The 12,511-nt window shown below is 45.8% G+C and carries 8 protein-coding genes; 5 read left to right on the top strand and 3 right to left on the bottom strand.

Annotated features, from left to right (window positions below; genetic code table 11):
• Window positions 1–76: 76 nt before the first annotated feature.
• Window positions 77–2,359, bottom strand: coding sequence for a class 1a ribonucleoside-diphosphate reductase subunit alpha (gene nrdA, locus RH45_RS10760; protein WP_008076943.1), 2,283 nt, complete (start codon window positions 2,357–2,359; stop codon window positions 77–79).
• A 469-nt stretch (window positions 2,360–2,828) separates the two neighbouring features.
• On the bottom strand, window positions 2,829–3,536 hold the full coding sequence (ubiG, locus tag RH45_RS10765; RefSeq protein ID WP_008076945.1) for a bifunctional 2-polyprenyl-6-hydroxyphenol methylase/3-demethylubiquinol 3-O-methyltransferase UbiG: 708 nt from the start codon (window positions 3,534–3,536) through the stop codon (window positions 2,829–2,831).
• A 284-nt stretch (window positions 3,537–3,820) separates the two neighbouring features.
• Between ubiG and gyrA the strand changes: the two genes are divergently transcribed.
• The 5 genes from gyrA (at window position 3,821) to RH45_RS10790 (ending at window position 11,575) form a co-directional block, all read left to right on the top strand.
• Entirely contained in the window at window positions 3,821–6,454 is a 2,634-nt protein-coding gene (gyrA, locus tag RH45_RS10770) for a DNA topoisomerase (ATP-hydrolyzing) subunit A (protein WP_008076947.1), read from the top strand.
• A 176-nt stretch (window positions 6,455–6,630) separates the two neighbouring features.
• Window positions 6,631–6,939: a hypothetical protein gene (locus tag RH45_RS10775; protein ID WP_008076948.1), complete on the top strand. Its 309-nt coding sequence runs from the start codon at window positions 6,631–6,633 to the stop codon at window positions 6,937–6,939.
• Between the two features lie 155 nt (window positions 6,940–7,094).
• Window positions 7,095–8,978, top strand: a complete 1,884-nt coding sequence (locus RH45_RS10780; protein WP_008076950.1) for a methyl-accepting chemotaxis protein — start codon at window positions 7,095–7,097, stop codon at window positions 8,976–8,978.
• A gap of 170 nt (window positions 8,979–9,148) precedes the next feature.
• Window positions 9,149–10,690, top strand: a complete 1,542-nt coding sequence (locus RH45_RS10785; protein ID WP_008076952.1) for a YjjI family glycine radical enzyme — start codon at window positions 9,149–9,151, stop codon at window positions 10,688–10,690.
• 12 nt (window positions 10,691–10,702) lie between these two features.
• The gene (locus RH45_RS10790) at window positions 10,703–11,575 is read left to right on the top strand and encodes a YjjW family glycine radical enzyme activase (protein WP_039958518.1); all 873 of its coding nucleotides are present in this window, start codon (window positions 10,703–10,705) and stop codon (window positions 11,573–11,575) included.
• Here the strand turns inward: RH45_RS10790 and RH45_RS10795 are convergent.
• Window positions 11,572–12,486 carry a LysR family transcriptional regulator gene (locus RH45_RS10795; protein WP_008076957.1) on the bottom strand — a complete coding sequence of 305 codons (915 nt, stop codon included), beginning with the start codon at window positions 12,484–12,486 and terminating at the stop codon, window positions 11,572–11,574. The two genes, RH45_RS10790 and RH45_RS10795, sit on opposite strands and share 4 nt — an antisense overlap.
• Window positions 12,487–12,511: the final 25 nt, after the last annotated feature.

Genomic DNA, 12,511 nt, shown 5'->3' on the forward strand with positions numbered 1-12,511 from the left:
TCAATTCCTTTTATGCCCCTCACTGAGAGGGGCGAATAAATTCTTATTACCTAATAATCCACGATAGGATTATGGATTAAATCTTACAACCGCCGCCTGCACAATCGTCATCTTGAGGTTGTACAGCGTCTTTCTGGTCGTCACTCGCACCATCGCGTGTGTTATGGTAGTAAAGCGTTTTCACACCATACTTGTACGCAGTTAGAAGATCCTGGAGCAGTTTCTTCATTGGTACTTTACCACTCTCGAAACGAGTCGGGTCGTAGTTGGTGTTTGCAGAGATGGCTTGGTCAACGAACTTCTGCATAATACCCACTAGGTGTAGGTAGCCATCGTTCGAACCAATGTTCCAAAGCAGCTCATAGTTATCTTTGTACTTAGTGAACTCAGGTACGACTTGCTTCAAAATGCCATCTTTTGACGCTTTCACTGATACATAACCACGTGGTGGCTCAATACCGTTCGTTGCGTTAGAAATCTGAGATGAGGTTTCAGAAGGCATTAGCGCAGTCAATGTTGAGTTACGCAGACCGTGAGTCATGATCTCTTCACGTAGGCCATCCCAGTCGTAATGCAGCGCTTCTTCACAAACCAAATCGACATCTTTCTTGTAAGTGTCGATTGGTAACAAACCTTTCGCATAGTTTGTTTCGTGGAAAGAAGGACATTTACCTTGTTCTTTAGCCAGAGCAACAGATGCTTTTAACAAGTAGTATTGAATCGCTTCAAAAGTACGATGCGTTAGACCGTTTGCGCTTCCATCAGAGTATTTCACGCCATTCTTAGCAAGGTAGTAAGCGTAGTTGATAACACCAACACCTAACGTACGACGATTCATTGTCGACTTGTATGCCGCTGGAAGCGGGTAGTCTTGGTAATCGAGAAGCGCATCTAGAGCACGAACGACAAGATCGGACAGCTCTTCGAAATCGTCTAGAGACTTAATTGCCCCTAAGTTGAATGCAGAAAGCGTACAAAGCGCGATTTCACCTGAGTCATCTTCTACGTTAGTTAGCGGCTTGGTCGGCAGCGCGATTTCTAGACATAGGTTAGATTGGCGTACTGGTGCGACTTCAGAGTCAAATGGACTGTGAGTGTTACAGTGGTCAACGTTCTGAATGTAGATACGACCGGTTGACGCTCGCTCTTGCATCAAGATAGAGAACATCTCGATTGCTTTAACCGTTTCTTTCTTAACAGAAGGATCGTTTTCGTACTTAACGTACAGACGCTCAAACTCATCTTGGTTTTCGAAGAATGCGTCATACAGACCTGGTACGTCTGAAGGAGAGAACAGAGTAATGTTGCCACCTTCAACCAAACGTTGATACATCAAGCGGTTTAGCTGAACGCCGTAGTCCATGTGACGAACACGGTTTTCTTCGACACCACGGTTGTTCTTAAGCACCATTAGTGCTTGTGATTCACCGTGCCATAGAGGGTAGAACACTGTCGCTGCACCGCCACGAACACCACCTTGAGAACAACACTTAACAGCGGTTTGGAAGTATTTGTAGAATGGGATACAACCGGTGTGGAATGCTTCACCACCACGGATCTCTGAACCCAGTGCACGGATGCGACCAGCATTGATACCAATACCAGCGCGCTGAGAAACGTAACGTACAATTGAGCTTGCTGTTGCGTTAATTGAATCTAGGCTATCACCACATTCGATCAGTACGCATGAGCTGAACTGACGAGTAGGCGTACGAACACCAGACATAATTGGTGTTGGTAGAGAAATCTTAAATGTTGAAGTCGCATCATAGAAACGTTTGATGTAGCTAAGGCGCGTTTCTTGTGGGTATTTAGCGAACAAACAGGCAGCAACAAGAATGTAAAGGAACTGAGCACTTTCATAGATCTCGCCAGAAACACGGTTCTGAACGAAGTACTTGCCTTCTAGCTGTTTAACAGCTGCGTAGGAGAAATCAAGGTCACGACGGTGGTCAAGATAAGCATCTAGCTCGTCTAGCTCTGCCTTCGTATAGTCTTCCAGAATGTGTTGGTCGTACTTACCCATATCGATCAGCTTAGCAACGTGATCGTACAACGTTGGCGGCTCATATTGGCCGTAAGCTTTCTTGCGCAGGTGGAATACTGCCAGGCGAGCAGCCAGATATTGGTAGTCTGGTGTCTCTTCAGAGATCAGATCCGCTGCGGATTTGATGATAGTTTCATGGATATCTGTGGTCGTAATGCCATCGTAGAACTGAATGTGAGCGCGCAGTTCAACTTGAGATACAGAAACGTTATCTAGGCCTTCAGCAGCCCAGGTAATCACTCGGTGGATCTTTTCAAGATCAATAGTTTCTTTACGACCATTACGCTTAGTAACGGTAAGTTGTTGGTTCATTCTGCTTCATTTCCCTAACAAAACTGATAAAAGCCGCATTTTTGTGTAATTGTTGTAAAACTTGTACCGGCTTTGTGATCAAAATCTATCTATATATTGTAGTGGAAAACACAACATATAGGGGTGTTGCTGTTTTCGGGTACAAGATAGTGCTATCAATCTGAATTTTCAAGGAGCAGATCTGGGATGACTTGTGGATAACTAACAAATTTGAAAAAAACTGTAAGTGTCTACTAACTGATGAGGATAGGGCTGACAATAATGAACAAAAATACGATTCGGCGTCTGGTTTATAAGTAACCACAAACAAAAAAAAATTTCTTGATCTTTACGCTAAATTGGGTGCCATTTTGGATATGGTCGTTTTGGAATCAGACCAGCAAAAATTGATTAAAAAAGCACTAAAAAAGGCGGTAAACCTGTGCTACCGCCTTAGAATTAATCACTAAATGTAGTGTTTAATGAGTTGTTAAAACTTTTGAGTATGGACAATGTAGTTCACATCTACGTTAGAGCCCAATTTGTAGGTATCCGTCAATGGGTTGTAATGCAGCCCTGTGATACCAGTTTCCGTTAGATTGGTCTGGTCAATCATTTTGATGAGCTCAGAGGGGCGGATGAACTTTTCGTGGTCGTGGGTACCTTCAGGCACAATCTTCAATAATTTCTCAGCCCCAACAATCGCGAACAGATAAGATTTGATATTGCGGTTCAATGTGGAGAAGAAGACGTGGCCACCGGGTTTAACCAAAGCGGCGCATGAGCGAATAACAGAAAGTGGATCGGGGACATGCTCTAGCATTTCCATACAAGTGACTACGTCGTATTTTCCTGCATTCTCAGCGGCATGATCTTCAATGGTGCTTTGAATGTAAGTTAACTTAGTGCCGGTTTCTAGGGCGTGCAAGCGAGCAACTTCTAATGGCTCCTTACCCATGTCTAGACCAGTCACAACGGCTCCTTCTTTTGCCATGCTCTCAGCAAGGATGCCACCACCACAGCCGACATCGAGCACAACCTTACCAAATAGACCCTGAGCATTATCCAAAACATAGTTTAGACGAAGTGGGTTAATTTGATGAAGTGGCTTGAATTCGCCTTCTAGATCCCACCAGCGTGAGGCCATGTCTTCAAACTTCTTGATCTCGATAGGATCAACATTCTGTGATTGGGTCATAACTACTCGTTGTTAACTAACTTCCTTAAAACAGACGGCATTATAACCGTTAAAGTTGCTCAAACCATAGGCTGGGTCACTTTTATGCAATAGTGGCGAAAATGTAGCCATTAATCAGCAAGATAAATTCATAGTGTGCAAATTCTCAGCATTTGATTCACAACCAAGCTCACAACCTGATAAAAGGAGAGGGAAAGTGATGCCGAAGTGTTGATTTGTGTGTTATATTTTTGCACCTTAAACGTATTGTACATACGATCTACAAATAGAGGGATAATGGCTCTATGAGCGATCTAGCTAAAGAGATCACGCCCGTAAACATTGAAGATGAGCTTAGAGGTTCATACCTTGACTATGCGATGTCAGTTATCGTTGGTCGTGCTCTTCCAGATGTGCGTGATGGCCTAAAGCCTGTACACCGCCGCGTTTTGTTCGCGATGAATGTGCTAGGTAATGACTGGAATAAACCATACAAAAAATCTGCCCGTGTTGTTGGCGACGTAATCGGTAAATATCACCCACACGGTGATAGTGCTGTGTACGACACTATCGTACGTATGGCTCAGCCGTTCTCATTACGTTACATGCTCGTTGATGGCCAAGGTAACTTCGGCTCTATCGATGGCGACTCAGCAGCGGCAATGCGTTATACCGAAGTTCGCATGGCTAAAATTGCCCACGAACTTCTCGCAGATCTAGACAAAGAAACTGTTGATTACGTACCTAACTATGATGGTACTGAGCAGATCCCAGCAGTTCTTCCAACCAAAATTCCTAACCTATTGGTAAACGGTGCTTCTGGTATCGCAGTAGGTATGGCAACCAACATTCCTCCTCACAACTTGACTGAGGTGATTGATGGCTGTCTTGCATACATCAATAATGAAGAAATCACTATTGATGAGCTTATGGACTACATTCCAGGTCCTGACTTCCCAACAGCGGCACTTATCAGTGGTCGTAAAGGCATTGTAGACGCGTACAAGACTGGCCGCGGTAAAATTTACATGCGCTCTAAGGCGGAAGTTGAAGCAGACAAGAATGGTAAAGAAACCATTATTGTTACTGAGATTCCATACCAAGTGAACAAAGCTCGCTTGATTGAGAAGATCGCAGAGCTTGTTAAAGATAAGAAAGTTGAAGGCATTAGTGCGCTACGTGACGAGTCTGATAAAGACGGTATGCGTATTGTTATCGAATGTAAGCGTGACGCGGTGGGTGAAGTAGTACTAAACAACCTGTACGCTAACACTCAGCTACAAACCACATTCGGTATCAACATGGTGGCGCTGAACAATGGTCAGCCGCAGCTATTCAATCTGAAAGACATGCTTAAGTGCTTCGTTGATCACCGCCGTGAAGTAGTGACTCGTCGTACAATCTTCGAATTGCGCAAAGCTCGTGAGCGTGCGCACATCCTTGAAGGTCTCGCGCTAGCGCTAGCAAACATCGATGAGATCATTGACCTTATCCGTAAAGCACCAACACCGGCAGAAGCGAAAGCTGGCCTTGTTGCTCGTGGTTGGGATCTAGGTAATGTCGCTGCAATGCTTGAACGCGCAGGTACTGACGCTGCTCGCCCAGAGTGGCTAGAAGCTCAATACGGTATCCGTGACGGCCAGTACTTCCTGACAGAAACTCAAGCGCAAGCAATTCTTGACCTACGTCTACATAAACTGACGGGTCTAGAACACGAGAAGATTCTTGATGAGTACAAAGCACTGCTAGATGAAATCGCAGAGCTAATGCACATTCTTGCAAGCACTGAGCGCTTGATGGAAGTGATCCGTGAAGAGCTAGAAACTGTTCGTGATGCATTTGGTGATGCTCGCCGTACAGAAATTACAGCAGCAAGCCATGACATTGACATGGAAGAGCTTATCGCTCGTGAAGATGTTGTCGTGACGCTTTCAAATGCTGGTTACGTTAAGTACCAAATCCTAAGCGATTACGAAGCTCAGCGTCGTGGTGGTAAAGGTAAGAGTGCAACTAAGATGAAAGATGAAGATTACATCGAACGTCTTCTCGTTGCGAATACTCATGACAACATCTTATGTTTCTCAACTCGCGGTAAAACATACCGTCTGAAAGTATATCAACTGCCGCTAGCAAGCCGCACCGCTCGTGGTAAGCCAATCGTCAACATTCTTCCACTTGAAGAAGGTGAGCGTATTACGGCGATTCTACCTGTTGATGAGTTCTCACCAGAGAAGTTCATCTTCATGGCAACAGGCGACGGCACAGTTAAGAAGACATCGCTCGATCAGTTCGCGAACGTTCGTTCAAACGGCTTAATTGCGGTGAACCTGCGTGACGATGACTCTCTGATTGGCGTTGATATCACAAACGGTGACAGCGACATCATGCTGTTCTCGAAAGCGGGTAAAGTGGTACGATTCAACGAAGACAAAGTACGTGCAATGGGCCGAACTGCTGCAGGTGTACGCGGTATGAAGCTCGCTGACGAAGACCAAGTTGTATCATTGATTGTTCCTTCTAACGAAGGTGACATTCTAACAGTGACACAAAATGGCTACGGTAAGCGTACTGAACTTGCTGAGTACCCAACAAAAGGCCGTGCGACACAAGGTGTTGTATCGATCAAGGTTTCTGAGCGAAATGGCCCGGTTGTTGGCGCTGTACAAGTAGAAGAAGGCGACGAGATGATGATGATCACCGACGCTGGTACTCTAGTTCGTACACGTGTAGCGGAAGTAAGCCAAGTTGGCCGTAATACACAAGGTGTTACGCTAATCCGCACCGCAGAAGACGAATCAGTCGTTGGTCTGCAACGTATCGATGAAGTTGAAGAAGCCGAATTACCAGAAGGTGAAGAAGCGGAAGCAGCCGAGTCAACGACAGAAACTAGCGCCGAAGATGCTCAAACTCCAACCGCTGATAGCGACACGGAAGAGTAAGCGATAGAAACTGAATAGAGCCGGGCCTTAGTGCCCGGCTTTTTTTGTATCTGTTTACTCGCTTAATACTGGTTGGGTTTTTCTTTGTATAGTGGTTCCCAAAACCTATCTCTCTTTGGCGAGCGAATTACTGACTGGTTTATAGTAGGACCTCTTCATCACTAGGAGGCGAATCCATGGGTGCAGACACACCAATGGCAATTTCCAATTACCTTGGAGCTCTTCTCGCTGTCTTAATCCTCTATCCATTTGCTTTGGTTGCACTGCAAATTGCCATATTTTCACCCAGTAAGCGCAAAAGGGTGACGCGTAGATTCAATTTTGTTGCCGCAATAGCGGCCGTGATATTGCTCGTTTTACATATGCAAACAGAAGTTATATATGGCAAAGAGTTGCTCGATCGCTATTACGCAGAACATGGAACTGAAGCCTCTCTGCTGCCTAAAGAGCACTCGCAGCCCGATATGGGGCAGGGTGACAAATAAACGCAATGACGGTGTAAGACAAAAAAATGGCGTCAATTTTTTGTTTGCAATTTCAATGAGTTAAATGTTTTGTTTGGTTGGTAATTGTTCGTGCATCTTTTCATAAATGCCGTTAATATGCGCTCCTTTCTACTGTTCCAAGCGAAAAATTAACCATGAAATTGTCACTCAAACAAAAATTGATTGGCGCAAGTTTATTAGCCGTGGTGTTAATGGCAAGTGCGCTAACTTGGCTATCTGCGGACCAACTGTTTCAGCAAACACGTAACGGTGTCTATGCCAGAGCTGAAAGCCTAGCCATGGCCGCTTCAGAAGGAATTTCTGATTGGATTACCATTCGTAAAGAGATCTCGACAGCATTTAATGATTACAGTCAGGAAGCTGACGTTGTTCCTTTTTTGCAGCAAGCGCGTAAAGCGGGTGGGTTCGATGATATCTTCCTAGGTACACCTGAAGGAGGAATGTACCGTTCGCACCCTGAACGCAACCGCGCTGACTACGATCCGCGTACGCGCCCTTGGTACAAAGATGCCAATGCGGCAGGTAAGCAGATCATTACCACAGCATACCAAGACGCAATTACCAATGCCTTGTTGGTGACGATTGCAGAACCGGTTCGTCGCAATGGTGAGTTTGTTGGTATTGTGGGTGCTGATGTACTGATTGATCAGTTGATCAACGACGTCATCAATCTTGATGCGGGTAAAAATGCTTACGCGATGTTGATTGATGCGCAAAATGGTACTTTCCTTGCTCACCCGAACAAAGATTTTACATTGAAGCCAGTCACCACGTTATCGAACAAATTTACGTTGCGTGCGATTGAAGAAGCAGCGAGCAGCAGCGCTATCGAGAATATCGAGCGCAATGGTGCGGAAAAACTCTACTTCTTTAAGCAAGTGCCGGGCACTCAGTGGATTTTTGCAATTGAAATGGATCGTGCAACCGAAGAAGCAGCGCATACGGAGCTTCTTCGTGATCTGATCATTACCGCGATTGTGATTACCTTGGTTGTCGTAATGCTGGTTTCTTGGTTAGTCAGCTTCCTATTCCGCGATTTAGGTCGAGTATCTCGCGCTCTGGAAGAGATTGCATCTGGGGAAGGGGACCTGACTCAACGCTTAGAGCCGCGCAGTGACGATGAAGTAGGTCAACTGGCGACGAACTTCAATACCTTTGTTGGCAATATGCACACCATGGTGTCTAAACTGAGCTTGGTTTCAGCGTCGCTATCGGAGCAAGCGAAACAAACGGCTCAGCACGCAGAAGAGCGTAGCGCTCGTATCCGTCATCAACAAGATGAGATCAACATGGTGGCGACGGCAATTAACGAAATGGCTGCCGCAACGCAGGAGATCGCCGGTAATGCTGATCATACTGCGCAGAATTCATCTGAAGCTGTGTCGGCGTGTGTTCACGGTGGGCAGCAGGTTGTTCAGACTCAGAGCTCTATTCAGAACCTTGCGCAAGAAGTTCAAGTCGCGACGGAAGTGATTCAAGAGTTGGAAGCGCATGGTAATAGCATTAGTACTATCTTATCGACCATCCAAGACATCGCTGAGCAAACCAACTTGTTGGCACTGAATGCTGCCATTGAAGCGGCACGAGCAGGAGAACAAGGTCGAGGCTTTGCCGTCGTTGCAGATGAGGTTCGCGTATTGAGCCAACGTACTCATGCGTCAACTCAAGAGATCCAACAAATGATCGAAACCTTGCAGGGCACAACGGGTAAAGCTGTTGGCATTATGGGCGACAGCCGTATGCTAGCCGATACCAGTGTCGGTGATGCTGACTCTGCTGCCGTGAGCCTGACCCAAATCCAAACTGCGGTTGAACGCATTAGCGATATGGCAACGCAAATTGCGTCAGCAGCTGAAGAGCAGGCTTCTGTGACTTCTGAGATCACACGTAACACCGTGGGTATTCGTGATGTATCAAACGATCTCGCAGACGAAGCACACGATGCGGCTGCACAAGCGGCTCAGTTGTCAGAGCTATCTCATGAACTAGAGCAAGAGATTAATCGATTCAAACTGTAACGGTGACTCTAACTCCTGAAAAGCCCAGCAGAGATGCTGGGCTTTTTTATATCTTACTCATAGATGTGATGTGGGTAAGTTTCCAAAATGGAAATATGAGATGAATATATTTTCAATTGTCGACATGACTGGGCATGATTAAAATCCATAAAAAATATAAGGATAAATTCATGCCGAATTCACTAACGCCCTTCCAACAACGCATTCAAAACATCGTTACCGATACTCAGCTAAACCCCAAACAGAAAAACCTATTCCTCGCACTGGAAGCTGAGGCCCACCTGCCTTATATGCCAATTTCTAACGCTGTCGCAGAGGCTTTAAAGCAAGGTGTGCTTTGCGATATGTTTGAAGGTCATGCACCTTTTAAGCCGCGATATGTTTTGCCAGACTATGCAAAATTCCTTAGTCAGGGGTCGGAGTATCTGGAGCTCGATCCGGCTGCAGATTTTGACGATGCACTCAATTTACTCACCATCATTTATCATCATGTTCCTTCCGTTACTAATATCCCAGTCTACCTCGGTCAGTTGGACGATGTTCTATTGCCATACATTGGTGACCTAACAGAGGAGCAAATTTACACTAAGTTGAAACGTTTCTGGATCATGCTGGATCGCACTCTGCCGGATGCGTTTATGCACGTTAACATTGGTCCTAGCGACAACATCATTTGCCGCACCATACTGAAAGTTGATGCTGAGCTAAAACAGATCGCGCCTAACCTGACGTTCATGTATGACCCGAGTGTCACGCCCGATGACTTACTGAGACAAGCCACCAGTAATATTTGCGAGTGCAGTAAACCGCACATTGCTAACTACCCAATGCACTCGGCTGCTTATGGAGACAAACAGTTTGGCATTGTTAGTTGTTATAACTCTTTGCCTCTAGCGGGGGGCTCTAACACCTTGGTGCGGATGAACCTAAAAGCGGTCGCTCAAAAGTCGGCGAATCGTACCGAGTTTCTTGACTATGTTCTGCCATCATATAGCAAATTGATGATTGAGCTGATGGATGCTCGCAGCAGTTTTCTCCATGAAAAATCGAACTTCTTTAAAGGTTTCTTGACGACGGAAAAGCTGATTGATGAAAGCCGCTTTGCCCCTATGTATGGTATTTATGGGATGGCGGAAGCCGTGAACATCTTACTTGCGAATGAAGGTATCGATGAACAGTATGGCCATGGTGAGCAAGCAAACCGACTCGCGCTAGCCATCTCAGAGAAGCTGGCTCATTTGGTTGATATCAGCCCAGTTAAGTATGGCTTAGAGGGTAAGGCGCTGCTGCATGCACAAGGCGGTATCAGTTTAGATGAGGGAGTGACACCAGGCGTTCGCATTCCTTATGGAACCGAGCCCGATCCAGTCACATACGTTCAGGCGACAGCCGCTCAGCACAAGTATTATACCTCTGGCATCAGCGACATCCTAACCATCGATGAAACCGTGAAATCTAACCCAGAAGCCATGTTCAACTTGTGTAAAGGCGCACTTAATTTAGGTTATCGAGAGTTTACCGCTAATGTTGCCTCCAATGATCTAGTTCGAGTAACAGGGTATATGGTTAAGCTATCGGATATTGCTAAGTTCAAGCAGCAAGGCTCACGTAAGAATACGACGTTCTTGGGGGCAGAAGCGGCTGAGAAAACGGGTATTCTTGATAGAAAGCCAAGGGTGGTTAGCATGGAAATGCAACCTACCTACGACTAGGGCGCTGTTAGAATGAGAAACGAGAGACAGGCGTTAGTCAGTCGCATCTTGCCTTTTTCTTGCGTTGATGGGCCAGGCAACCGCCTGGTCATCTTTTTGCAAGGGTGCAATTTCACCTGTATCAGCTGCCACAACCCTCATACGATCAACCACTGCAATCACTGCGGGGAGTGCGTAGAAAGTTGCCCGACGCAAGCTTTGCAATTTGGCAAGGAGGGTAAAGTTGATTGGCAAGCATCCCTTTGCATCCATTGCGACAGATGTATAGAGGCGTGTCGTCATCATGCTAGCCCTAAGGTTTCTCATTACAGTGTCACTGATCTCATTGAAGTCATTACTAAACAGAGTGGCTTTATTAGTGGAGTAACGGTATCAGGAGGCGAAGCCACATTGCAGCTTCCTTTTATTGTTGAACTTTTTAAAAGTATTAAACAGTCGACTGAGCTTAATCACCTCACGTGCTTTGTGGATAGCAACGGTTATCTCGCGAAGGATGGGTGGAACAAGCTGCTGCCATATTTAGACGGCGCGATGATCGATTTGAAAGCCTGGAGTTTAGAGACGCATCAGTGGCTTGTTGGGCGTGATAACCATAGAGTTATTGAGTCGATTAAGTGGCTAGGGAAGCACAAAAAGCTGCACGAGCTTCGCCTACTTCATATCCCAAACCGAAGCGATTTAGACCAAGAAATAGGTCAAGTGGCTAGGCTAATATACGCATTACCGAAAGACGTGATCGTGCGCTTAAACGCTTTCCAACACCACGGTGTTCGCGGAGAGGCGCTATCTTGGCCCAAATGTAGCCAATCCCAGTTGGAGGGCTTTCATCGGAATCTGGCTGCGATTATTGATAACCCAATAGTAACGCCGTCTGTTTATCTTTAACCTGCAGTGAGCTGAGTGTGAAGCCAACGTAGCGATGGGTTGTTTAGGCTGACTTCGTTCCAGACTAAACTGTATCCAACTTGACCATATTCAAAAGGTAAGGGCTTTTGAACCAACCCTTTGGCTTGCATAGCGCAATCGGCCCAAGCTTTCGAACTGGTTAACAGCAAATCTGAATGGTGGCACATCAGCGCGGCAGAGCCAAAATCCGCGACAGACATGGCAAGGCGGCGAGGTTGGTGTTGCTGAGTGAGGTTTTGTTCGAAGTAAGGCTCAGACAAATCTTTATCCAGAATACCAATATGCTGGTACTCCAAGTAGTCTTGAATTGTGATGGTCTGTTGCCGTGCCAGCGGATGGTTGCCAGCCATCAGGCAAACCATCTCATCCTTTAAGAGTTGTCGCCAAACTAGCCCACGACTCTTCGTTGGTGGTTGGCTGATGTCATGGGGAAGAATCATAAAATCGACCTGACCGCGAGATAGAGATTCGAAGTTCATCTGCTCTTTAGAATAGATCTGAATCTGTTGCGCTTGCGTGAGCTGCTGTCTTATTGAACGAATCAAAGGCGAGAAGAGTTCAAAGGTACTTTCGCGCATAGACAAAGAGATCGAGCCTTGAAAGCTGGCTGGATCAAATTGCCCTTGATGAAGAATTCCATTCATACTCGACAAAATTTTGTGAACTTCAGGGCCTATGGTGATCGCCAAAGGAGTAGGGATCAGTTGTCCACCATCGCGATAAAAGAGCTCATCATTAAGCTGCTCTCTAAGTTGACTCAATATTTTACTGACATTTGATGGCGTTACACACAGTACTTTAGAGGCGGCTGTAACGCTATGTGTGCTTAACAGCACGTGCAAGGTTGTTAGATGCTTTAGGCTGACTCGAGATAAGGCGATGTAATCCATGACGAAATTTCAATAGACTCTGAAT

It is taken from the genome of Vibrio sinaloensis DSM 21326, from assembly GCF_000189275.1.
Taxonomy (GTDB): Bacteria; Pseudomonadota; Gammaproteobacteria; order Enterobacterales; family Vibrionaceae; genus Vibrio; species Vibrio sinaloensis.

Bases quoted from the DNA above. Each gene is read 5' to 3' on its own strand.
- nrdA (WP_008076943.1), bottom strand. From the start codon at position 2,359: ATGAACCAACAACTTACCGTTACTAAGCGTAATGGTCGTAAAGAAACT.
- ubiG (WP_008076945.1), bottom strand. From the start codon at position 3,536: ATGACCCAATCACAGAATGTTGATCCTATCGAGATCAAGAAGTTTGAA.
- gyrA (WP_008076947.1), top strand. From the start codon at position 3,821: ATGAGCGATCTAGCTAAAGAGATCACGCCCGTAAACATTGAAGATGAG.
- RH45_RS10775 (WP_008076948.1), top strand. From the start codon at position 6,631: ATGGGTGCAGACACACCAATGGCAATTTCCAATTACCTTGGAGCTCTT.
- RH45_RS10780 (WP_008076950.1), top strand. From the start codon at position 7,095: ATGAAATTGTCACTCAAACAAAAATTGATTGGCGCAAGTTTATTAGCC.
- RH45_RS10785 (WP_008076952.1), top strand. From the start codon at position 9,149: ATGCCGAATTCACTAACGCCCTTCCAACAACGCATTCAAAACATCGTT.
- RH45_RS10790 (WP_039958518.1), top strand. From the start codon at position 10,703: ATGAGAAACGAGAGACAGGCGTTAGTCAGTCGCATCTTGCCTTTTTCT.
- RH45_RS10795 (WP_008076957.1), bottom strand. From the start codon at position 12,486: ATGGATTACATCGCCTTATCTCGAGTCAGCCTAAAGCATCTAACAACC.